Genomic DNA, 26,108 nt, shown 5'->3' on the forward strand with positions numbered 1-26,108 from the left:
TGCGTGTCGTTGAAGGTCGCGCATTATACCGCAGCCAGCGGCTCGTTACACCCAAAAGGGATTTCACCATTGATTTATTCTCGAAAAAATATAGGAAGTCGGCAATTCAGATTGAATCCGATTTCGAGAAAATGACCACGTATGCGTGTATTGACGCCAAAAACCAAAATCCCTGTGTCCATTATCGCGTAATGCTCGCTTGATAAATTTTAGGAAATGGCCAGTTCCTTCAAATAATTCTGATGCAGTTATTAATTTATAGACATATTATTTCAGAAGTGAAACATTTTCACTGATTTTTCATGAAAAAAGTTGTGAATCAATGGAAACAAACCTGTCACCATTTGATTCTTTTCGTTTTCGCGAATTTCCAATATGCACCACACTCAAAGCGACTCATGGCTTGAGGGTGGTTTCGTGCAAGACGCAGCATCGAGCGGTTCCGCCTCCATCGATCATCATCCCGCCGTCGCGTGGGAGGTTGGGGACATCTTGCCGTCCGGGTATGGCGACTATGCGTTGGCCGCCCTTTGGCGGGCGACGCAGGCGGTGCAAGGGGCGGCGCTGGCGGTGGTGGAGCGCGATGGCGCGCGTCGGTTGGATCACGCGTCGTTGGCCGACCGCGCCCGGCGCTGGGCGCACCGCCTGCGGGCCACCGGCCTGCCGCCCGGTGCGCCGGTTGGACTGTGTGCGGCGGCGGATCTGGCGATTCCGATTGGGTTTCTGGCGATTCTGGAGGCGGGCGGCGCGGTGGTCCCGCTGGATCCGGCCCTGCCCGCCGACCGGCTGCGCGCCATGGCCGCCGCGTTGGGCTGCCACCGCATCCTGACGACGGCCGACACCGCCCCGCTGTTCGGCGACGCCATTCCGCTGCTGGATCTGGACGAGACGCCGGACGACGCCCCAATCTCCGATGATGACCGCCCGGATCATGACCCCGACCGGGTGGCGGTGATCTATCACACCTCCGGCTCGACCGGGCGGCCCAAGCCGGTGGCCTTGCCGCACCGGGCGATCAGCGCGCGGCTGCGCTCCATGGTCGATTGGTTCGGCGTCGCCGCCGACGATGTGGTGTGCGCCGGGTCCACCCTGGCCTTTGACCCGTTCCTGCAACAGATGTTTTTCCCGCTGCTGGTGGGCGGAACCCTGTGGTTGCCCGACCGTCACGCCCTGTTGGATCCGGCGCTGTTCTGGGAACAGGCGGCGCGCTTTGGCGTCACCCATCTGAACTTCGTGCCCTCGCAGGTGGAGGCGCTGTTGCGCCGCGCGCCGCCGGGTGGCCTGCCCGGCCTGCGCCGCATCGTGATGGGGGGGGAGCGGATGCCGCCCGACCTGCCCGCCCGCATCGCCGCCGCGCTGGGGTCGGTGGCGGTTTACAACATGTATGGCCCGACCGAGGCGACGGTGGACGCCACCGGCTGGCGCGCCGATCCGTCGGTGAGCGACCGCGACATCCCCATCGGCGCGCCGCTGCCCGGTTGCCGGGTGCGCATCCTGAACGCGGCGCTGGAGCGCGTCCCGGTGGGCGAGGTTGGGGAGCTGTGCATCGGCGGGGCCGGTCTGGCGCTGGGCTATCTGGGAATGGCGGAGGCGACGGCCAACGCCTTTGTCGCCGACCCCTTCGGCGCGCCGGGGGATCGCCTGTACCGTACCGGCGATCAGGCCCGTTGGCGGCCCGATGGCCAGATCGCCTTTCTCGGACGTCAGGATGAACAGGTGAAGATTCGCGGCCAGCGCATCGAGCTGGGGGAGGTCGAGGCCGCCTTGCGCGCCGCCCCCGGCGTGGCGCTCGCCACCGTCAGCAAATGGGAGGACGCCCCCGGTGGCGCGGCGCTGCTCGCCCACCTCACCGCGACACCGGGCGGCGACGCGCCGGAGCCGGAGGCGCTGCGCCGGTGGCTGGCCGAACGCCTGCCCGCCGCCGCCGTGCCCGCGCGCATCCTGGTGCTTGATGCGTTGCCGACGCTGCCCTCGGGCAAGATCGACCGCAAGGCGCTGCCCCGGCCCGCCCTTGCGGTCTCCAAGCCGGATGCGCCCCCGTCACCCCGCGACGCCGCGTCGTTTGAACGGCGCATCGCCGCCGTCTGGGCCGGGCTGTTGGGCCGTCCGTCGGTGGACGTCACCGCCAATCTGTTTGAGATGGGCGCGCATTCCCTGCATGTGCCGCGCGCCCTTATCGCCATCGAGGAGGCGACGGGGCGGCGATTGAGCGCGGTTGATCTGTTCCGGTTCCCCAGCGTCGCCGCGCTTGCCCGCCACATGGCGGGGGGCGACGTCGCGTCCCGGCCCGCCGCCGCCCGCCGCCGCGCGCTGGCGGGGGAGGAGGATCACGCCGTCGCCATCGTCGGCATGGCCTTCCGCTTTCCCGGTGCCGCCGACCGCGCGGCCTTCTGGGACGCGATGATGGCGGGAACGGACGCGGTGCGCCGCCGTGATCCCGCAAGCTTGCGGGCGGACGGCGCGCCCGCCGCCCTGGTCGATCACCCGGATTTCATCGCGGCGCACGCCGCCATCGACGGCACCGACCGGTTTGACCCCGTGCCCTTCGGTTACAGCCACGGCGAGGCGGCGGAGATTGACCCGCAACAGCGCCTGTTGTTGCAATTGGCGTGGCACGCGCTGGAAGACGCGGCCTGTGACCCGGAGGAGGATGGCCCGGTTGGCGTCTTCGCCGGGGTGGGTTTCAACAGCTATCTCGTGGACAATCTGCGCGACCGGCTGGGCGTGGCGGGCGGGACCGACCGCTTTTCCGCCGTGGTCGGCGTGGACAAGGATTTCGCCGCCACCCGCATCGCCTACAAGCTGGGGCTGACCGGCCCGGCGATGACGGTCAACAGCGCCTGTTCCACCGCCCTGTCCGTCACCGTCGCGGCGGTGGACAGCCTGCGCGCCGGGCGGTGCCGGGTGGCGCTGGCGGGGGCGGCGTCGCTGGGCATGTTCTCCCCCTTCGGCCACATCCACGCCGACGGCGGCATCGCCTCGCGCGCCGGGCTGTGCCGCCCGTTCGACGCGCAGGCCGACGGCGTGGTCGCCGGGGCCGGGGCGGCGGTGCTGGTGCTGAAGCGGCTGGGCGACGCGCGCGCCGATGGCGACCGCGTCCACGCGGTGATCCGGGGGATCGGCATCGCCAACGACGGCGCGGGCAAGGCTGCCTTTTCCGCCCCGTCGGTCGATGGTCAGGCCGCCGCGATTGCCCAGGCGCTGGATGACGCGGGCGTGGAACCGGGCCAGATCGGCTTTGTCGAGGGGCATGGAACCGCCACCCCGCTGGGCGACCCGATCGAGGTGGCCGCGCTCAACCTTGCCTATCGCGGGACCGATCGCCGGGCGGAAGCGGGCAGCGCGTTGCTGGGGTCGGTCAAGGGGACCATCGGCCATCTCGACGCCGCCGCCGGCATGGCCGGGCTGATCAAGGCCGCGCTGGTGCTGGAGCGGGGAATCGTGCCGCCCACCGCCCATTTCACCAGCCCCAACCCGCGCATTCCCTTCGCCGAGGGACCGTTCCGCGTCAACGGGCAACCGGAACCCTTCCCCGGCCCGGCGGATCGCCCGCGCTTGGCTGGGGTCAGCGGCTTTGGCATGGGGGGAACCAACATCCACGCCATCCTGTCCGCCGCACCGGTGGATGGGCCTGCCGAGGCAACCACCCAAACCCCAACCGACACCGCCCCGGTTCTGCTGACCCTCTCCGCCGCCACGCCCGACGCGCTCGACCGCTTGACCGACGCGCTGGTGGCGGATCTGGAGGGGGACGACGGGCACCGTCTGGCCGATGTCGCCGGGTCGCTCGCCCGTCGCCGCCCGTTGCGCCACCGCCGCGTGCTGGTCGCCGCCACCCCGGCGCAGGCCGCCCGCGCCTTGCGGGCGGGCGCGCCGGTGGGCGAGGCGGCGCGGGGCGTTGCCACCGCCTTACTCTTTCCCGGCCAGGGTGCGCAGCAGGCCGGGATGGCCCGCGACCTGCACCGCGCCGTTCCCGCCTTCCGCGACGTGATCGACGCGGCCGACCGGGCGTTGCGCGGTGGTCCGGCGGAGGGGCTGCGCGCCCTGCTGCTGGCCGATCCCGCTGACGCGCGGGCCACGGCGTCGCTGTCAGAAACGCTGCTGACCCAACCGGCGCTGTTCGTCACCGAATACGCCACCGCCCGTGCCCTGGAATCGCTGGGTGTGCGCGCCAACGCGCTGATCGGCCACAGCGTGGGCGAGTATGTCGCCGCCTGTCTGGGCGGGGTGATGGGGTTCGACGACGCCCTGCGGCTGGTCGCTGCGCGCGGGCGGCTGATGGCCACCGCCCCGCGCGGGGCGATGCTGGCAATGTCCTTGCCGGAGGCGGAGGTTCTGCCGCTGCTGGCTCAATCCGGGGCCGATCTGGCGGCGGTCAACGCCCCGCGCCAATGCGTGGCGGCGGGGACGGAGGCGCAGATCACCGCGCTGGCGGCGCTGGTGACGGGGTTGGGCAAGCCGTCGCGGCGGCTGGTGGTGTCGCACGCCTTCCACTCCGCCCTGATGGACCCGATTTTGGACGCCTTCGCCGAGGAGCTGGCGCGCACGCCGCTGGCGGCCCCGACCGTGCCGATCCTGTCCAACGTCAGCGGCGATTGGCTGCGGGCGGAGGAGGCGACCGATCCGGCCTATTGGGTGCGCCATCTGCGCGGGACCGTGCGCTTTGCCGATGGGCTGCGCCGCCTGATCGACGCCGATCCCACCCGTTTGCTGGTGGAGGCCGGACCCGGCTCCACCCTGACCCGGCTGGCCCGAGGCGCTGGCGCGGGGGAGGCGCAGGCCATCGCCGCTCTGCCCCTGGCCATCCACACCGCCACCCAACCGACCGAGGGACGCGACGGTCACGCCGCCCTGCTCGACGCCGTGGGCCGCGTCTGGGCGGCGGGTGGGACCATCGACCGCAAGGCGGCGGCGGGCGGCTCGACCCGGCGGGTGGCGTTGCCGCCCTACCCCTTTGCCACCATCCGGCTGTGGATCGAGCCGAACGCCGTCGCGGCGGCTCCCGATCACGCGCCGCCGCCGTCTCCACCGTCGTCCGCACCTCCGGCCACCATCGACGGGCGCGAAGCGGTGATCGCCGAGGTGTGGCGCGATGTGCTGGGCGTGCCCCAGGTCGGGCCGGGGGATGACTTCCTGGCCTTGGGCGGGGATTCGCTGATCGCCGTGCGCATCGCCACCCGGCTGCGCGCGCGGCTGGGGTGCGAGGTGGCGGCCAGCGCCCTGTTCCGGGGCGGAACCGTCGCCGGGTTGGCCCGCCTGTTGGGCGGTGATGAGCAAAAGACCGAAGCGCAAGAGATCGGCGCGCGTGAAGAGGGATGGCTGTGATGGGCGGGATCGAGACGACGGACGGTGCGGCGATGGTCGAGCGTGATGGCCCGCTGGCCGATGCCCTTCTGGTTGAACTGGCCGCCCGCGACATCCGGTTGACGGTGAAGGATGGACGGCTGGGGTACGACGCCCCCGCCGGTGCCTTCGACGACGCCCTGAAAGCGCGGGTGCGCGCCCTGCGCCCGGCCCTGATCGCCCGCCTGTCCGGTCAAGACGGCGGCCAGGATCGGGGCCTGAATGAGGGGGCCACTGGCGAGATCGTCGCCCCCCTGACCTTCGGGCAGGAGCGCATGTGGTTCCTCAACCGCCTGGATCTGGGCCAGCCCGGCGGGGCGCGCGGCGGCTACACCGAACATCTGGCCTTCGATCTGGTTGGTTCGCTCGACCACGCCGCGCTCGACCGCGCCCTGACGGCGGTGGCCGCCCGCCATGGCGCGCTGCGCACCCGGTTCGAGGATGGCCCCGACGGCCCGGTCCAGCGCGTCGCCCCGCCCGCCGCCGCTGCGCTCCCCGCCCATCGGGTTGATCTGCGCGCCACGCCGGACGCGTTGGAACGCGCGTTGGACGAGGCCGCGCACCGGCCCATCGATCTGGCGACCGACCCGCACGCGCGCGTCGCCTTGTTCACGTTGGCGGATGACCATCATGTCCTGTCGTTGTCGGCCCATCACGCCGCGTGGGACGGCTGGTCGAACGGGCTGTTCGCCGCCGACCTCGCCACCGCCTACAACGCCGCGCGGGCCGGTCGCCCCGCCGATTTGCCGCCGCTGGTCCGCGACATGGCCGATCTGGCCCGCGCCCAGCGCGCCGCGCTGGCGTCCGGCGGGTTCGACGCCGCGCTGGAGCGGCTGCGCCGCCGCCTGGATGGCCACCCGACGCACCTGACCTTGCCAACCGACCACCCGCGCCCGGCGGTGGCCGATGGGCGCGGGGCCGCCCTCGCCCTGCGGTTGGAGCCGGACGCGGCGGGCGCGCTCGCCGCCGCCGCGCGGCGGGCCGGAGCCACCCCCTACATGGCGGTGCTGGCGGCCTGGGCGCTGCTGCTGTCCCGTTTGAGCGGCGCGCCGCGCCTGCTGATCGGCGCACCGGTCGCCGCCCGCGCCGACGAGGCGGAGGAGGCGATCATCGGCTATCTGTCCAACAGCGTGGCGATCCCGGTGGATGTCGGCGCGGCGGGCAGCTTTGGCGCGCTGGTGGAGCAGGTGCGCGACCGCACGCTCGACGTCATGGCCGACCAGGATGTGCCCTTTGACAAGCTGGTGGAGGCGCTGGCCCCGCCGCGCAGCCGCGCCACCACGCCGCTGGTGCAGACCATGTTCGCCATGCAGCCGCGCGCCGTGCCCGCCCCAGCGCTGGGCGGGCTGGCCGTGACGGTGCGGACCCGCCACAACGAGGCGGCGCGCTATGAACTGACGCTCAATCTGGAAACCACGGCCGACGGCGCGCTGGACGGGCCGTTGACCTACGCCACCGCCCTGTTCGACGCCGCCACCGTGGTGGGTTGGGCGGATTGGCTGTGCGCCTTTCTGCGCGCGGCACCCGGTCAATGGTCGGCCCCGCTGGATCGGTCGCCGCTGGTCACGCCCGCCAAGGCGACCACCGCCGCAATCACCCCCGCCGCGTCATCACCTGTCGCCACGCCGGTGGCCGATGGGTTCGCCACTCCAACCGAACGCGCCCTGGCCGCGCTGTGGGCCGGGTTTCTGGCGACGCCGCCGACCGCGCGCGACGATGATTTCTTCGTGCTGGGCGGCCACAGCCTGCTGCTGATGCGCGTCGTCAACGCCATCAACAGCGACGGCTCTCTGGGTCGGATCGAGTTGGCCGAGGCGCTGGGGGCCACCCGCCTGATGGACATGGCCGCCCTGCTGGACGGTGGGCAACCCGCCCTTGCCACCGCGCCCACCGCCGCCGCCCCGCTGGAGGGCGCGGCGGAGGAGCATCCGGCCAACCCCGGCCAGGAAGGCATGTGGCTGACCCGGCGGGACGAGGCGGAGACGACCGCCTGGTCGGTGCCGCTGGTGATTCCGCTGGCCCGCCACGCCGAGGCCGCCGTCGTGCGCGCCGGGCTGGAACGGTTGGCCGCCCGCCACCCCGCCCTGCGCACGACCCTGTGCGAGCGCGATGGCGCGATCCGGCAGCGCATCGCCCCGCACGACCACCCCGGCCTGATCGACCTGACCGTTCATCACGGGCTGGACGCCGCCGCCCGTTTTGCCGTGATGAAACGGGACCTCGCCCGCCCGATGGATCTGGAACGCGGGCCGCTCTACCGCTTTCACCTGTTCACCAACGGCGATGGCGCGGGCGAACTGTTTCTCAACGCCGATCATACGCTGATCGACGGCTGGTCGCTCGACGTGCTGCGCCGGGACGTGGTGGCGCTGATCGACGCGGCGGCGACGGGTCGGGGGGATGGGCTGCCCGCGCTGGCCTGCACCCCGGTGGCGTTGACCGCGCGGCGGCTGGCCGACACCCGCCGGCTGGAGGCCGACCGCGCCTATTGGCTCGACACCCTGCGCGGGATGGAGTTGGGCGACCTGCCCGCCCCCGGCTCCCGCCCGCCGGGCGCACCGCCGCGCGGCCTGCGCACGCAGCGCGACCTGTCCGCCGCGACGATGGCCGCGCTCGACCGCATCGCCCGCGCCGGTGGAACCACCCCGACCGTCGCCCTGATCGCCGCTGCCAGCGCCCTGATGATCCGCCTGAAGGGCGACGGGCGCGACGTGTCGGTCGCCACCCCCTTCGCCGGGCGGACGGAGCCGGAGCACGCCGACCTTGTCGGCTGCTTTGTCGAGGTGCTGCCGCTGCGCTTCCCCGGTGGGTTGGAGCGGTCCTTCGCCGACCATCTGGCTGCCGCCCGCCGGGCGTTGACCGGGGCGCTCGCCCACCAGACCTACCCGCTGCGCCACATCATGAAAGACACGCTGGCGGCGCGGGGCGGCGACCCGACCACGCTCTATGATGTGGTCGCCGTGCTGGAAAACGCCGAACCGCAGACCCGCGACTGGTTCGATCCACGCATCGGCGGCGGCAAATACGACCTTGCCTTCATCATCGGTCGGATGCCCGACGGCAGCGCCGTGCTGACGGTCGAGCATGACGAATGGCTCTACGACGCGCAGGACGCCTTGGCGATGGCCGCGCGGCTGGAAACCCTGCTGTGCGCCGCCGCCGACCGCCCGGACGCCGCCCTGGGCGATCTGGCGGTGATGCCGGAGGACGAACGCCGTCTGGTGCTGTCGGGTTTCAACGACACCGCCGCCGCTTACCCGCGCGACGCGTCGATGGCCGATCTGTGGGCGCGCGCGGCGGCCGAGCACGCCGACCGGGTGGCCCTGCGCGCGTCGAACGGCGACACGCTGACCTACGCCGCGCTCGACCAGCGGGCGGGGGCCATCGCCGCCGCCCTGCTCGGCAGCGGTCCGGTGGGGCCGACGGTCGCCCTGGCGGTGCAGCGCGGGTTTGACGCCGTGGCCGCCATTCTCGGCATCTGGAAGGCGGGGGCGGCCTATCTGCCGCTCGATTCCAAGCTGCCGCCCGCCGTCGTCACCCAATTGATGACCGACGCCGAGGCCCGGATCATCCTGGCCGACGCCACCAAGGCCGCGACGCTGTCCGGGCTGCCCGACCACCCGATCCTGCGCCTGGACTCCCTGCCGTCCGCCCCCGCTCCTGCCGATGCTTCTGCCGCTCCGCCGGTGGTGCCCGATGGCGGTGCGCCCGCCTATGTGATGTTCACCTCCGGGACCACCGGCACACCCAAGGGGGTGGTGGTTCCGCACCGGGGCATCGCTCGGCTGGCGTTGAACCGCGCGGTGCTGGACCTGCGCCCGCAGGACGTGATGGGGCAACTGGCCCCGCTCGCCTTCGACGCGAAGACGCTGGAGCTGTGGAGCGCCCTGCTGAACGGGGCCAGCCTGCGCGTTTTCGACGACGAGGAGCTGTTGGATCCGCAGGCGCTGGGCCGGGCGCTGGTCAGCGGCGGCGTCACCGTGCTGTGGCTGACCGCCGGGCTGTTCAACCGCGCGGCGGACGAAGCGCCCCACATCTTCCGCCCCCTGCGCCTGCTGATGAGCGGGGGTGAGGCCCTCAGCCCGCCGCATCTCCGCCGGGTGATGGCGGCCTGTCCGGACCTGTGCCTGCTCAATGGCTATGGGCCGACGGAAAATTCCTGCCTGACCACGCTGCACACCATCACCACCGCCGATCTGGACGGGGCGATTCCCATTGGCCGCCCAATCAGCAACTGCCGGGTGTTCGTGGTGGATGACCGTCTCACCCCCGTGCCGGTCGGCGTCTGGGGCGAGTTGCTGTGCGGGGGCGACGGCGTGGCGCTGGGCTACGCCGGGCGGCCCGATCTGACCGCCGCGTCCTTCGTTTCCCCGCCCTGGGCGGCGGGGGAGCGGCTCTACCGCAGCGGCGACATTGTGCGTTGGCGGCGCGACGGCGTCATCGAGTTCCTCGGGCGGCGCGATGGGCAGGTGAAGATTCGCGGCCACCGCATCGAAACCGGGGCCATCGAAGCCGTGCTGTCGGGCTGTGCTGACGTGCGCGACGCCGCCGTGCTCGTCACCGGCAGCGGGGCCGACAAGGCGCTGGTCGCCTGCGTGGCCGCCGACAGCGCGGCGGGGGAAGGCGCGTGGCGGCGGACACTGGCCGAACGGCTGCCGATCTACATGATGCCCGCGCGCTTCATCGTCGTCCCCGCCCTGCCGGTCAACGCCAACGGCAAGCGCGACCGACGCGCCGTGCAGTCGCTGGTGACGGCGGTGATGGCGGCCACGGCACCCGCCCTTGCCATGGCGGCCCCCACCGTTTCCGCCCCGCCCCGCCCCGCCGCCAGCCCGGCGGAAACACTGGTGCTGCGGCTGTTCGCCGAGCAATTCCCCGGCGTGGCGCTGGATCCGTCGTCGGACTTCTTCCACCTCGGCGGCCATTCGATGACGGCGATGCGCCTGTCGGCCCGTCTGGTCGAGGAATGCGGGGCGCGGGTGTCGCTGCGCGCGCTGTTCGCCGCCCGCACCGTCGCCGCCATCGCCGCGCTGTTGCCGTCCACAGCCGCCGCCGCACCCACCGCCACCGGATCCGCTGAAACCCTCATGCTGCTGCCCCCCGTCGCCCCGCACCGGGCCGAACCCGCCGACGGCTACCCCCTGTCCACCGGCCAGGAGCGGTTGTGGGTGATGCAACGCCTGTTCCCCGACAGCGGCGTCTACAACATTCCGCTTGTCTTCGACGTCGACGGCGATCTGAACGCCGACGCGCTCGCCCGCGCGCTGACCGCGCTGGAGGAGCGTCACCACGCCCTGCGCCTGCGCGTCGTCGATGGGCCGGACGGGCGTCCGCGCCAGCGGCTGTACCCGGTCGGCGCGCTGGTCCTCCACCGCGTCGATCTGTCGGCGGAGGCTGATCCGGTTGCCGCCGCCACCGCCCGCCAGTCCGCCGAACTGCACCGCCCCTTTGCGTTGGAACGCGAAGCCGGGGCGCGCGCCCTGCTGATGCGGTTGGGCGCGGCGCGCTGGCGCGTTCTGCTGGTGCTGCACCACGCCATCATGGACGGCTGGTCCGCCGGGGTGCTGATGCGCGACCTCGCCGCCTTCTATTCTGCCGCGCTCACCACCCCGGCGGGGGCCGCGCTGACCATCGCCACCCCGGCCCCGGCGGTGCAGTTCCAGGACGTCGCCGCCTGGCAACGCGCCCACGCCGACAGCGCGGAGGGCAAGGCCCTGCTCGCCCGCTGGGTGGGGCGGCTGACCCCGCGCCCCGAACCGCTGGCCCTGCCCACCGACCACCGCCGCCCGCCGGTCAAGAGCTTCCGGGGCGACACGGTGGAGCACGCCTTTGACGCCGCGCTCAGCGCCGCGCTCGACCGGTTGGCGCGGGCGGAATCCGCCACCCCCTTCGCCGTCGTCACCGCGCTGGTGCAGGCGCTGCTGCACCGGATGACCGGCCAGACCGACATGGCGCTCGGCACGCTGGTCGCCGGACGCGACCGGGCGGAGGTGCAGGACACCGTCGGCTTTTTCGTCAACACGCTGGTGCTGCGCCAGTCCATCGACCCGGAGGCCGGTTTCCGCCGCTTGCTGGCCGACACGCGCGGCACCTGCCTGCACGCGGTGGCCGATCAGCATTGCCCGTTTGAATCGCTGGTGGAGGCCACCGGCGCGCCGCGCGATCTGGGCCGCAACCCGCTGTTCGACGTGCTGGTCGTCTGGCAATCGGACGATGGCGCGCCGCCGTCCCTGCCCGGCCTGACCACCCACAGCCTGCCGGTGTCCTTCCCCTTTGCCAAATTCGATCTGGGATTCCATTTCGGGCGGCGCGGCGACCGCATCATCTGCCAGTTGGAGCACAGCGCCGACCTGTTCGACGCCGACAGCGCCGCCGCGCTGTTCGCGCGGTTGGAGCATCTGGCCGCCGCCGTGCTGGCCGACCCGGACCGCCGCATCAGGACCCTGCCGATCCTGCCGGACGGGGAACGGGCGCAGCTCGCCCGCTTCAACGACACCGCCACCCCGCTCGACACCCGGCGCAGCCTGACCCGGCTGCTGCTGGACCAGACCGCCCGCAGCCCCGGCGCGCCCGCCCTGCTGTGGAACGGTCAGGCCCCGCTGTCCTACCGTGACTTTGCGGCGCGGGCCGGGGCGGTGGCCCGTCGGCTGGTCGCCGCCGGGGTGAAGCCCGGCGACAGCGTGGCGATCTGCGCCCCGCGCGGGCCGGAGCTGCTGATCGGCATCCACGGCATCCTGATGGCCGGGGCGGGCTATGCCCCGCTGGGGGCCGACCAGCCGCCCGCCCGTCTGGCCGGGATGCTGGAGGATCTGGGCCACCCGCTGGTCCTGACCACCGCCGACACCCGCGCCCGTCTGGGCGAAAGCGCCCGCTGCCTGGACCTGTCGGTGGACGGCGTGGCGGAGCCGCTGGATTTGGGCGGGCCGGATGGCTTGGCCTATGTCCTCTTCACCTCCGGCTCGACCGGGCGGCCCAAGGGCGTGGCGGTGGAGCAGCACGCAGTGGTGAACCGCGTGTTGTGGATGCAAAGCGCCTTTCCCATCGGCCCCGGCGACGTGATCCTGCAAAAGACACCGGTGACGTTCGACGTGTCGGTGTGGGAGCTGCTGTGGTGGGGCTGGACCGGGGCCGCCGTCGCCCTGCCGCCGCCGGGGGCCGAGCGCGATCCGCAGACGCTGGTCGATCTGATCGCCCGCGACGGCGTGACCGTGCTGCATTTCGTGCCGTCGATGCTCGCCGCCTTCCTGACCTGTCTGGAGGATGGCCGGGCCGACGCCGCCAAGCTGGCCCGCCTGCGCTTCGTCTTCGCCAGCGGCGAGGCGCTGGATCCGGCGTTGGTTGAGCGTTTCGACCGGCTGCTGCACCGCCGGTTCGGAACCCAGCTTCACAACCTCTATGGCCCGACCGAGGCCACGGTGGACGTGACGTGGCACCCCTGCTCCCCCTGGACCGGCGGGGCGGTGGTCCCGATCGGCAAGCCCATCGCCAACACCACCGTGGACATTCTCGACGCCGATGGCGCGCCGCTGCCCATCGGCATGGCCGGGGAAATCCATCTGGGCGGGCCGCAGGTGGCGCGCGGTTACGTCAACCGGCCCGACCTGACGGCCAAGGCCTTCATCGCCGATCCCAACCGGCCCGGCGGGCGGCTCTACCGCACCGGCGATCTCGGGCGCTGGCGGCGCGACGGGACCATCGAGTATCTGGGGCGCATCGATCATCAGGTGAAGGTGCGCGGCCAGCGCATCGAACCCGGCGAGATCGAACACGCGCTGGAACGCCATCCCGGTGTGGAGCGCGCCGTCGTCGTCCCGGTCGCGGTCAACGGCCTGACCGAGCTGCACGGCTACATCCTGCCCCGCGACCCGGCCCTGACCACCGCCGCCCTGCGCGCCCATCTGCGCGACCGGGTGACGGAGGCGATGATCCCTGCCCGCTTCCTCCGGCTGGACGCCCTGCCCCTGACCAGCAGCGGCAAGCTGGACCGCAAGGCGCTGACCGGCGCGCCGCTCGACCGGCCCGCCGCCACGGTTGCCCCCGCTGCCCCTTCCGTTGACGCAGCGGGCAACCGGTCTGCGGTGGAGGCGGCGATCCGCGCCATCTGGAAGGACTTGCTGCCGGACGCCGATCCCGGCCCGCGCGATGGCTTCTTCGATGCGGGCGGCAACAGCCTGTTGGTGATCCGCCTGCACGAGCGGCTGAACGCCCGTTGGCCCGGCGTGTTCGGCGTGGCCGACCTGTTCGCCTGCGCCACCATCGCCGAACAGGCCCAGCGCATCGCCCCCACCGCTCCCCCCGCATCCCCCGTTTTGCCGACGCCCCCGACCATGACGCACCCGCCGACCACCACCCACCCCGTCGCCATGGCGTCACCCGCCGGTGCCACTTTCGCCGGGAACGCCCCCGCCGGTGCCATCGCCATCGTCGGCATGGCGCTGCGCCTGCCCGGCAGCGAGGATCTCGCTGGGTTCTGGCGCGACGTGTCCACTGCCGCCGACCGGGTGCGTCCGCTGCCCGATGGGCGGGAGGCCGACACCCGCGCGGTGCTGGCGGCGCTGGGGCTGCCGCAGCCCGACCGCTTCCGCGAGGCCGCCTATCTCGACGATGTGATGGGGTTCGAGCCGAAGCGGCTGCGGCTGTCGCCCGCCGACGCCGCGCTGCTGGATCCCGAACAGCGCCTGTTCCTGGAAACCGCCCTGCGCGCGTTGGAGGACGCCGGACGTGGCGGGGCCGCGCTGGACGACGCCCGCGTCGGCGTCTTCGTTGGCGGGGTCCCCGGCACGGCGTGGCGCGACGCGCTGATGCGCGGGGCCGCTCCGAACCGGGTGGAGCAGATCTTCGCGCTCAACGTCGCCTCCAACATCGCCACCCGCTTGTCCTTCCTGCACAATTGGCGGGGACCGGCGGCGCTGATCGACACCGCCTGTTCGGCCTCGCTTGCCGCCGTTCACACCGCCTGCCGGGCGCTGCGCAACGGCGAGTGCGAGTGGGCCTTGGTCGGCGGGGCGAAAATCCTGCTGACCCCGCCCGCCGAGGGCGCGCGCCTGACCATCGACAGCTCCACCGGGCGGACCCGCGCCTTTGCCGAGGGGGCCGACGGAACCGGCATGGGCGAGGGGGCGGTTGCCTTCCTGCTCCGCCCGCTGGCCGACGCGCTGGCCGATGGCGACGCCATCCACGGCGTGATTCTGGGCAGTGCGATCAACCAGGACGGGGCGAGCAGCGGCATGGCCGCGCCCAACCCGGCGGCCCAGGCGGAGGTCATCGCGGCGGCCACCCGCGACGCCGGTGTTTCCCTGGCCAGCCTGTCCTACATCGAAGCGCACGGGACCGGGACCGCGCTGGGCGATCCCATCGAGATCGACGGTTTGACCCGCGCGGCGGCAACGGAGGGTGCGGGCAGCGGCTTTGCCGCCATCGGGTCGGCCAAGGGCAATTTCGGCCATCTGGACGGGGCCGCCGGGGCGTTGGGTCTGGCCCGCGCGCTGGCTTGCCTGATCCACGACCGCGCGCCGCCGCAGCCCTTCTTCACCGCGCCCAACCCGCGCATCGACTTCGCCAAGGCCCCGGTGGCGGTGGCTTCCGCCTTGACGCCGCTGGCCGACCGGGGCGGACCGCGCCGCGCCGGGGTCAGCGCCTTCGGCCTCAGCGGCATCAACGCCCATGTCGTGATCGAAGCCGCGCCGCGCGTGGCCCGCAACGCCCTGGCGGTGGCCGGGTGGTTCGCCATCGGCCTGTCCGCCCCCGACGCCGAGCGTCTGCGCGGCTACGCCGGGGCGGTCGTCGCCGCGCTGCGCGCGCACCCCGATTGGCCGCTGGCCGACATCGCCCGCACCCTGACCGACGGGCGCGACGCGCTGGACGCCCGGCTGGCGGTGTGGGTGCGCGACCGGGGCGACCTGATGGCCCGTCTGGCCGTGTTCGCCGCCGCGCCCGACGCGGTGGACGGGCTGGTCCTGACCGGAACCGCCGACCGCGCCAACGCCGCCGTGACCCACGCGGCCCTGAGCGCGGACGAGGAGTCGGCGCTGGCCGCCGCCACCGCCTTTGTCACCGGGGCGCGGCTGTCCTGGCCGTCGTCGGTGCGCACCGGGCGGGTGCATCTGCCCGCCGCCCCGCTGGCCCGCCGCCGCTGCCTGCCCGATCTGACCGCCCTGTCCACCGCCCCGGCGCAACCCGCTCCAACCGCGACGGCTGAGGCCGCCTTTGCCCTGCTGGGTCCGGCGGTGGTGACGGCGCAGGGGGTGTTCCACCGGGTGGACGCCCACGCCGCCCAATTCTGGCCGGTGGCCGAACACCGGCTGAACGGCGCGCCCACGCTGGTCGGCATGGGCTTTGCCGCGCTGGTCGCCGACGCGATGGGCGATCGCGCGGTGTGCATCGCCGATCTGCGCTGGTTGCGCCCGTTGCGTCCGGCCGATCTGGTTCCCGGCACGGTGACGTTGACCCTGGCCGGGGATGGGGCTGCCAGCCTGAGCGGGCGCGCCCTGGATGGCCGGTGGCAGAGCTTCGTCACCGCGACCGTCACCAGCGCCGACACCAAGATCGAGATCGCCGCGCTCGACCTTGCCGCCATCGCCGCCCGCTGCGCCCCCGCGCAGGACGCCCCGCCTTTCCACAGCGAAAACGGCGTGGTCGAGGTCAGCGCGCGGTGGAACTGCCTGGAGCGTGTCGCCGCCGCCGAGGCGGAAGCCCTGGCGTGGTTGCGCGTGCCGTCGGTGGATGCGGGCCTGCGCCTGCACCCCGGCCTGTTGGACGTCGCCACCGGCGTCGCCCTGACCGAGGGCGGCATGGTCCCCACCGGCTGCGCCCGCATCGACCTGCTCGAACCGCTGCCCGCCGACCCGGTGGCCCACATTGAGCGCCGCGTCACCGAGGACGGGGCGGAGGCCGATGTCGTTCTGGCCGACCGCGCCAGCGGGCGGGTGGTTGCCCGTCTGCTGGGTCTGCGCTGGACCCGTCTGGCCCGTCCGCAGGCGGTTGCTGGCAAGACAAGCGGCGCGCTGGTTCCGGCGTTGCCGGTGTGGGAGTCCGCCCCGCTTGCCGCCGCCGATCCCGGTGGGCCGGTGGTGCTGATCGGCGAAGGGGCGTTGGCCAATCGGTTGGCCGACCATCTGGCCCGCGCCGGGCGGCTGGCCGCCCACAGCGGCAGCGAGACCGTGACGGCGGACGCGCTCGCCCGTGTCGGTGCGTCGGACCGCCCGGTCATCCTCTTTGCGCCGCAGGGCGGGGCCGACGTTGGTCCGCGCGCGGCGCGGGCGATGCGCGCGGTGCTGGGCGCGTTGACCGGCCCCACCCGCCTGCTGGCGTTGGTCGAAGGGGCCTTTGCCGTGGAGGACAACGACCCCCTCGACCCGTTCCAGGCGCTGACCATTGGCGTGATCGCCGCCGCGACGCTGGAGGATCCGAATCTGATCGCCCGTTGCGTCGATTGCGACGACGCCATCGGCCCGGCCGCACTGCTGGCCGAACTGACGGTGTTGGAGCGCGATCCGCGCGCGGTGGCGTGGCGGCGGGGCCGTCGCCTGATCCGCCACTTCCAGCCGATGGAGCTGGTGGTGGACGCCGCCGCGTTGCGCGATGATGCGTGGCCCGCCCATGGCTGGCCCGATCACGGGGTGTGCGTCGTCACCGGCGGGACCGGCGGCCTGTCGCTGATGCTGGCCGACACGCTGGCGGTTGGGGGCAAGCTGACGCTGGCCCTGCTGTCGCGCGGCGGGGAGCCGACCGGCGACGACATCGACGCTCGCCGCCGCCGCGATCTGCTGGATGGCCTGCGCGCCGCTGGCCTGCGGGCGGTGGTCTATCCCTGCGACATCGCCGACCGCGCTGGCCTATCGGCCACGCTGGCCCGCATCCGGGCCGATCTGGGGCCGATCACCGCCGTGGTCCACAACGCCGGGGTGGCCGATGGGGCCTTTCTGGCCGGTGGCGAGCGCGCGGTTGCCGCCTACACCGCCGCGCTTGCCGCCAAGGTGGAGGGTGCCCGCCTGCTCGACGAACTGACCGACGCCGATCCGGTTGCGGCCTTTGTCATGGCCGGTTCCCTCACCGGCTTGACCGGGGCGGTGGCGCACGCCGCCTACACCGGGGCGAACGCCTTCCTCGACACGCTGGCCGCCGCCCGCGTGCGGCGCGGCAAACCGGCCCTGACCATCGACTGGTGCGGCATCCGCGAGGTGGGCATGGCCGCCCGCCTGCTGAAGGGGCGCAGCGTCGGGGTGGATGCCGGACCGGCGGACGTCGGTCCGCTGCTGCGCCGGGCGCTGGCCGCGCGGGTCCCGCAGGTCGCCATCCTTGACCCGACCGTCAGCGCCCTGCTGGCGCCCGCGCCCGCCGTCGCCCTGGTGGCCGCCGCACCCGTTGCGACTCCCGCCTCCCGTCCCGGTGCCAAGCCGAGCCGTTCCGGCGCTGGCCGGGCCTTGGAAGCGGCGCTGGCCGCCGTGTGGGCCGACGTGCTGGGTTATGACAGCGTCGCCCCCGACGATGATTTCTACGCGCTGGGCGGGGATTCCATCGCCGGGATGCAGATCGTCGAGCAGGTGACGCGCGATCTGGGCCAGCGCATGAGTCTGGTCGATCTGTTCGAAACCGGGACCGTCGCCGCGCTGGCTGAGCGGTTGCGCAGCCGTGCCGCCGAACAGCGGCCCAAGGACGACGCCCTGCAACCCGCCCCGCAGCGCGACCACTATCCGGTGGCGTGGGAGCAGTTGGCCGTCCTGCACGCCGAAGCGGCGGCGGACATGGGGACCGCCTACAACCTGCCCAACGGTCTGCACCTGCCGCCGGACGTGGACATGGATCGGCTGGGCGCGGCGCTGGACGCGCTGGTGGCCCGCCACGAGATCCTGCGCACCCGCCTGATTCCCGCCGCCGCCAAGGGGGATGAGCCGACCATGGCCATCCTGCCGCCCGGCCCGGTGCGGGTGGAGCGGGTGGAGTGCCCGACCGACGCCGGGTTGCTCCACGCGCTCAACGCCACGGTGCGCCCGTTCGATCTGTGGAACGGCGAACCGCCGGTGCGCATCCTGCTGGGCTTCGTCGCCGGGCGGCCGCGCGCGGTGCTGCTCGACGTGCATCACTCCCTGGCCGACGCCTTCAGCATGGAGGTGCTGCAAGCCGACCTGATCGCGCTCTACACCGGCAGCGCCGGACCCGCCCCGACGATCCAGTTGAAGGATTACGCGTGGTGGACCCGGTCGGGGGCCGGGGCGACCGCGCCGGAACAGGCGCGCGGCTATTGGCTGGAACGCTTCAAGGGGCCGTTGCCGGTGCTGGATCTGCCCGCCGACCACCCGCGCCCGGCGCGCCACACCTGGCGGGCGGAAACCACCGAATTCCCCATCGCCTGGGACACGGTCAGCCGCCTGCGCGCCTTTGCGGCGGAACGGCGGACCACGCCCTTTGCCGTGGTGACGGCGGCCTGGGCCTTGCTGCTGGCCCGCTACGCCCGCACCGAGGATCTGGTCTTCGCCGTGCCGGTCAACGCGCGGGAAGGGGCGGCGATGGCAACGATGACCGGGATGCTGGTCACGCTGCTGCCGCTGCGGCTGGGCGTGCACGCCGACGACCGTGTGTCCGACCTGATCCAGCGCACCCACACCGCCCACGCCGAGGCGATGCGCAACCGCGCTTATGGTCTGGGGCGGCTGCTGGCCGACCTCGCCCCGCCCGCCTCGCCGGACCGGGCGCTGCTGTCGGAGGTGACGCTGTCCTACATGAACTTCGCCGACGGGGCCGGGCAGAGCCGCAGCGGCGACGGGCTGACGCCCTTCGGTCTGGCCCGCCACGACGGCAAAAGCGACCTTGGCCTGTATGTCCGCGATCTGCCCGATCAGATGGTGATGGCGGTCGAGTATTACGCTGACCTGTTCGACCGCGAGCGGATGGAGCGGATGGGCCGCCATTTCCGCACCCTGCTGACCGCGCTGGTCAGCGCCGCCGCCGACACGCCGGTCGCCACCCTGCCGCTGTCCGATGACGAGGAGCGGGCGTGGTTGGCCGGTGTGGGCGTCGGCCCGACCCCGCCCCTGCCGTTGTCCGAGGGGCTGTTCGGCGCGCTGGCCCAACGGGCCGCCGCCAACCCGGACGCCGTGGCGCTGGAGGGCAGCGGCGGACCGCTGAGCTATGGCGACCTGCTGCGCCGGGCCGCCGGGGTGGCCCGCACGCTGCGGGAGGCCGGGTTGCTGCCCGGCGACCGCGTGGCCCTGCATGTGGAGCGCGACCGCGACGCCGTGGCGCTGCTGGTCGGCTGCGTGGCCGCCGGTGTGGTCTATGTGCCGCTCGATCCCGCCTACCCCGCCGAGCGCATCGGCTGGATTGTGGAGGATGCGGCCTGCCGTGCCGTGATCGCCGACGCGGCCGGGCGGGCATTGCTCGCCCCGTTGCCCGCCGCGACCGGTCGGCGGATTTTGGCGGCGGAGGGGCTGGTCGGTCTGAGCGCCGACAGCCTACCGCGTCCGCCCGCCAGCGGCCCCGCCTATGTGATGTACACCTCGGGATCCACCGGCACGCCCAAGGGCGTGGTGGTGACGCAGGCGGGCATTCTGCGGTTGGCCCTGGGCGGCGGCGATCTGGCGCTGACGGCGGCGGATCGGGTGCTGCAAACCGGGCCGCTGGCCTTCGACGCCTCCACCTACGAAATCTGGGGGGCGCTGCTGAACGGGGCCTGTCTGGCCGTCGCCAGCCGCGACGCGGTGCTGGACCCCGACGCCCTGTCCGCCGCCATCGCCCACCACCGCACCACGGTGCTGTGGCTGACGACCGGGCTGTTCAACCGGCAGGTCGATGCCGGGGCGGACCGCTTCCGGGGCCTGCGGCTGGTCATCACCGGCGGGGAGGCGATGAGCGTCCCGCACGCCGCCCGCGCCCTGCGCGCCTGCCCCGATGTGGTCTTCGTCAACGGCTATGGCCCGACGGAAAACACCACCTTCACCGCCGTTCATCGGGTGACGGTTTCGGACGTCGATCCGGGGCCGGTCCCGCTTGGCCGCCCCATCGCCCACACCAGCGTCCGCATCGTCGAGGCGGGTGGCGGGCTGGCCCCGGTCGGGGTGTGGGGCGATTTGCTGCTGGGCGGGTTGGGGCTGGCCGAGGGCTACCTCAACCGCGCCGACCTGACGGCGGATCGCTTCGTCACCGATCCGGTCAGCGGCGAGCGGCTCTACCGCACCGGCGATCTGGGCCGCTGGCGCGCCGATGGAGCGCTGGAGTTCGGCGGACGCCGCGACGGCCAAATCAAGCTGCGCGGCTATCGCATTGAATTGGAGGAGATCGAGGCGGCGCTGAACGCCCATCCGGCCATCGCCGACGGTGCGGTGCTGTTCCTGCCCGACCCGTCCGGCGAGGGCGACGGCGCGCTCGTCGCCTGCGTCCAACCCAAGGCGGAGGCCCCGAGTTCGGCGGCCCTGCGCGACTGGCTCGGGCGGCGTCTGCCCGCCTACATGACGCCGCGCCGCTTCGTCACCGTGTCGGCCCTGCCGGTGACGGAAAACGGCAAGATTGACCGCCGCCAACTGGCCGCCAGCCTGCCGCCGGTCGAGGCCAACGACGACGACGCGGCGGGCGATCCGCCGCGCGACGCGTCGGAAACCCTGGTGGCCGAGGTGTTCACGGAGGTGTTCGGCCGCAAGGTGGCCGACCGCGACGCCAATTTCCTCGATCTTGGCGGTCATTCGCTGCTGGCGATCAAGGTGGTGAACCGCATCGCCCAGGCCACCGGGGTGCGGCTGTCGATGCGCAGCTTCTTCGCCGTGCCGACCGTCGCCGGTCTGGCCGCCCTGATCGCGGAGGGCGCGCAGCCCAGCGACGGCGTGGTCCGGGTTCCCGACGCCCCCAGCCACCCGGCCAGCCACGCGCAGGCGCGCCTGTATCTGGCCAGCCGGATGCAGGGCGACGCGACCGGCGGGGACGCCGCCTACAACATCACCTTCGCCCTGCCCTTTGGCGGTGCGCTGGATCCCGAAGCGCTGCGGACGGCGCTGGCCCGTCTGGCCGACCGCCACGAAACCCTGCGCACCGGCTTTGACGAGGAGGATGGCGCGATCCGCCAGCGCATCGCCGCGTCGGCGGTCCCGCCGCTGGCGGTCGATGACCTGTCGGCCAGCCCGGATCCGCGTGGCGAGGCCCTGCGCGTGGCCCGGCGCGAGGCGGCCACGCCGTTCGACCTTGCCACCCCGCCGCTGCTGCGCGCCCGCGCCATCCGGCTGGGGGCGAGCGTCCTCGATCCCGCATCCACCGCCGGGTTCGGAGCGCCAACGACGGACGGCTGGCTGGTCCTGCTGGTGCTGCACCACATCGTCGGCGATGGCTGGTCGTCGCGCATCCTGCTGCGCGAGCTGGGCAGCCTGTACCGCGCCGCGCTGGCCGGAAACGTCGAGGCGGCGGGCCTGCCCGCCCTGCCGGTGGCCTACCGCGACTACGCGGCGTGGCAGACCCGGCGCGATTGGGCGGATTCGGCGCGTCATTGGCGGTCGGTCCTGGCCGACGCACCGGACAGCATCGCGCTGCCCGCCGACCATCCGGCCCCGGCGGTGCAATCGCACCGGGGCGACACGGTCAGCCGCCGCCTGCCCCTGGCCCTGGTTCAGGGCATCGCCGCCTACGCCCGCCAGCGCGGCGCGTCGAGCGCGTCGGTGTCATTGGCGATGTTCGCCGGGCTGCTCTACCGCCTGACCCGTCAAGGCGATCTGGTGATCGGCTTTGGCGTGGCCGGGCGCGACCGGGCGGAGGTGGAGGGGTTGATCGGCTTCTTCGTCAACGTGCTGCCGCTGCGCGTGCGCATCGGCGACGAGACGGAGTTCGGGCCGCTGGTCGATCAGGTCCACACCGCGATGATGTCGGCGATGGACCACCGCGACTTTCCCTTTGACCTGCTGGTGCGCAGCGTCGCCCCGCGCCGGGTGGCGAACCGCCAGCCGCTCATCAATGTGGTGTTCGAATACCAGCGCTTTGAGGATCTGGACGCCGAGGCCGGGTGTGCCGACGCGCTGGGCGACCGTCCGTTCGGCGATGGCCAGCCGGTCGATCCCGCCTTTGGCGGGGCGTTGCAGGACGCCATCCGCACGCCGACGGCCAAGCATGACCTGCTGCTGTTCTTCAGCGAACAGCGTGACGGCGGCACGCTGACCCTGGAATTCGACACCGACCTGTTCGACCGGGCCACGGCGGAACGCTGGCTGGCCTATCTGGAGCAATTCGCCTCGATGGTTGTGAACCACGCCAACGCAAACAAGGATGCCGCCGAATGAGGATCGCCGATTTCGTCTTTGACGCCAGCGCCAAACCGACGGCGGTTCCCGTTCCGTCCGTGGCCACCGCTCCGGCTTCCACCGACACCATCGTCTCGCGCTTCGCCGCCTGGGTGGAGCGCCGCCCCGACGCTGCGGCCGTGGTGGACGAAGCCGGGAGCACCAGCTACCGCGCGCTCGACCGCTGGTCCAACCGCATCGCCCATTGGCTGGTCGCGCAGGGGCTGCCGCGCGAAACCCGTGTCGGCGTGATGATGCACCGCCAACGCGGCGTTCTGGCCGCCATGGTCGGCATCGTCAAGGCGGGGTGCGTCTATGTTCCGCTCGACCCCACCCAGCCGCTGGCCCGCCGCCGCACCCAGATCGACGCGGTGGGCATCGCCGCCATCGTCGGCGACGCGGCGTCGCTGGGCGACCTGCGCAGCCTGCAATGGCGTTGCCCGAGCCTGCGCGCCGGTCTGTGCCTGGACGCCGACGACCCCGACCGGGTGATCGAGGCTCCTGGCGTGATGATGTCGACCGAATTGTGGGATCATCTTGCCGGGGAACAGGCCGATGACGCCGGGGCGGGCGGTTGGAAAAGCGCCTTCACCGGCCTGCCGATCCCCGACGCCGCGCTGGCGGCCTTTGGGGCCAACGCGCGGGCCAAGACCGCGCCGCTGCTGACGCCCGCCTCCCGCGTGCTGGAGGTCGGTTGCGCCTCTGGCTTCACCATGCGGCACGTCGCCCCGCTTTGCGGCTCCTACATCGCGTCGGACATCAGCCGCCTGAACGCCGAGCGGGTGGAGGCCAACGCCCGCAAGCTGGGGCTGACCCACGTCACCGGGCGTCACCTGACCTCGCACGACATCGATCTGCTGGAACCGGGCAGCCTGGATCTGATCGTCTTCAACAGCGTGATCGAAAGCTTTCCCGGTTTCGGCTACCTCGCCGACATCCTGGACAAGGCGGTGACGCTGCTCGCCCCCGGCGGCTCTCTGTTCCTCGGCAGCCTGTGGAATTTGGAGCGCAAGGACGATTATCTGGCCGATCTCGCCGCGTTCGCCCGCGACCACGCCGGACAGGGCTACGCCACCCGTCTCGACTTCAGCGATGATTTCTTCGTGCCCGCCGCCTTCTTCCGCGATTGGGCGGCCAGGCGGGCGGAAAAGCCGTCGCTGGAGTTTTCCGCCATCGACGCCCCCGGCTTCGACCCCGCCCCCTACGGCTTCGATCTGGTCATCCGCCTGGATGGCCGGGGCGAGGGCGCGCAGGCAATCCGTCATCTGGACGGTCGCGCCGCGCTGGAGCGGCTGCCCGACAGCGCCCCGGCGGTGACGGTCACGCCCGACCAGGGGGCCTACGTCATTTTCACCAGCGGGACCACCGGCACGCCCAAGGGGGTGCTGGTCGGGCACGCCCCGCTTGTCAATCTGGCCGATGCGATCGAGCGCTCGCTCTATGAGCCGTTGGGCCAGGGCGACCAATTGGCCCTGAGCTGCATTTTCGCCTTCGCCTTCGACGGGTCGATGCACTCCATCGGCACGTCGCTGTTGAACGGCCACGCCCTGCATGTGCCGGCCGAGGACACGCGCCGCGACCCCGCCCGGTTGCACGCCTTCATCGAGGCGCACCGCATCGACGTGTGCGATGCCACCCCCAGCCTGTTTTCCATGCTGGTCGATCACTGGCATGACAGTGGGACCAGCACCAGCGCCCGCGCCGTCATATTGGGCGGGGAGCCGGTGAAGGCGGAGATGCTGCGCCGTCTCTACAGCCTGCCCGCCCATGGCGATCTGAGGGTTGTCAACCAGTATGGCCCGACCGAAACCTGCGTCTGCGCCACCCAGCATGTGATGACGGCGGTCAATTGGGCCGAACATCTGCCCCCGCCCATTGGCCTGCCGCTCGACAACGTCGTCGTCAGCCTGACCGACGATGCCGGACGCCCGGTTCCCGATGGCGTGCCCGGTGAGATCCGCATCGGCGGGCGGGGGGTGGCGCGCGGCTACCTCAACGACGCCGACCAGACCGCCCGCCGCTTCGTCACCGACGAGGCCGGCGCGCGCTGGTACCGGACCGGCGATATGGCCCGCCGCCTGTCCAACGGGCTGTTGCAGTTCCTGGGGCGCGAGGACCGGCAGGTCAAGATTCGCGGCTACCGCATTGAGCTGGGCGAGGTGGAGGCCAAGCTGGCCGCGCACCCGCTGGTCGGGCGCGTCGCCGTGGTTGCCGCCGACCCGCGCGGCGATGGTGACAAGCAACTGGTGGCCTATGTCGTGCCGCGCGACGGTTTCGACGCCGCACAGGCGCGGGCGGAGTTGGACGCCACGATGCCCGCCTGGATGGTTCCGTCCTGGCTGGTGACGATCGACGATCTGCCGATGACCCCGAACGGCAAGCTGGACGAACGCCGTCTGCCCCCGCCCGCCGAACTGGGTGCCCGCCCGAACCGGAGGCGCCGCCCGCTTGCCACCGACACCGAAAAGCGGCTGGCCGCCCTGTGGGGCGGTATCCTCGACGTGACGGTGGAGGATGGCGAGGATGATTTCTTCACCATGGGCGGTCACAGCGTGCTGGCGGTGCGGCTGCTGTCGGCGGCGGAAAAGGAGTTCGGCGTGCGTCTGCCGCTGGCCGAGCTTTTCACCAGCCCGACGGTGGCCAGCATGGCCGCGCTGATCGACCGGCGCGGCAGCGCGTCGGACTGGCACCCGGTGGTCGCGGTGAACGCGGGCGGGACCCGCGTGCCGCTGCTCTGCTTCCACCCGGTGGGCGGCAACGTCCTGTGTTACCGCGAGTTGGCGGAGGCGCTCGGCCCCGACCAGCCGGTCTATATGGTGCAGAGCTATGGCCTGGAGGAAGGCCAGCCGCTGCACGCGTCGGTGGAGGCGATGGTCGCGGCCTATCTCGCCGCCGCCAAGGGCATCGTGCCGGACGGGCCGCTGGCGGTGGCGGGCTGGAGCTTTGGCGGGCTGCTGGCCTGGGAGGCCGCCTGTCAGTTGCAACGCGCCGGGGTCGATGTGCGCGCCGTCGCGGTGTTGGACGGCGTGGCGGTGCCGGAGGTGGTGCGCGACCTGCTGCGCAAGGACGAGTCGGACTATCTGGCCGCCCTGTTCGACGAAATGGGCCTGTTCGACGCCGAAACCCTGCGCCCGCTGACGCCCGAACAGCGGCTGGATCTGATCCTGGAACGGGGCAAGGGTGGCCATTTCCTGCCCGACGGCATGGATCGCGCCGGGATGCGCCGCCTGATGGCGCTGTTCCAGAACAATGGCTTGGCCGCCGTGCGCTATCGCCCGCGCCCCTTCGATGGCAAGCTGCTGCTCGTTCGTCCCAAGGTGGAAACCAAGCAGGCCCCCGGCGTCCCCGGCGATCCGCTGAACGGCTGGGGACCACTGCCCACCGGTGGGGTGACGCTCCGCTGGATGGAGGGAACCCACGGGCAAATGCTGGTCAAACCCTGGCTGGACGAGCTGGCGAACCATGTGCGGAGCTGGTTGGATGCGGTCAATGGGTGAAGGCGGTCTGGTTCCCTCT

The 26,108-nt window shown here is 72.4% G+C and carries 3 protein-coding genes; all 3 read left to right on the forward strand.

From position 1 onward, the window contains the following. The first annotated feature begins 417 nt into the window (after window positions 1-417). The 3 genes from EJ903_RS22000 to EJ903_RS22010 are packed head-to-tail and all read left to right on the forward strand — an operon-like array spanning window position 418 to window position 26,089. Entirely contained in the window at window positions 418-5,325 is a 4,908-nt protein-coding gene (locus EJ903_RS22000; protein WP_158627976.1) for a polyketide synthase, read from the forward strand. Then, window positions 5,325-22,592 (forward strand): non-ribosomal peptide synthetase, encoded by a 17,268-nt coding sequence (locus EJ903_RS22005; RefSeq protein ID WP_158627977.1) that lies wholly within the window; start codon window positions 5,325-5,327, stop codon window positions 22,590-22,592. Before EJ903_RS22000 ends, EJ903_RS22005 begins: the two co-directional genes overlap by 1 nt. Beyond that, window positions 22,589-26,089, forward strand: coding sequence for an AMP-binding protein (locus tag EJ903_RS22010; RefSeq protein WP_126619512.1), 3,501 nt, complete (start codon window positions 22,589-22,591; stop codon window positions 26,087-26,089). Before EJ903_RS22005 ends, EJ903_RS22010 begins: the two co-directional genes overlap by 4 nt. Window positions 26,090-26,108 lie beyond the last annotated feature (19 nt).

The sequence above is a fragment of the Azospirillum griseum genome, assembly GCF_003966125.1.
In the GTDB taxonomy this organism is placed as follows: Bacteria; Pseudomonadota; Alphaproteobacteria; order Azospirillales; family Azospirillaceae; genus Azospirillum; species Azospirillum griseum.

Coding starts and splice junctions, on each gene's coding strand:
- EJ903_RS22010 (WP_126619512.1), top strand. CDS start 22,589: ATGAGGATCGCCGATTTCGTCTTTGACGCCAGCGCCAAACCGACGGCG.
- EJ903_RS22005 (WP_158627977.1), top strand. CDS start 5,325: ATGGGCGGGATCGAGACGACGGACGGTGCGGCGATGGTCGAGCGTGAT.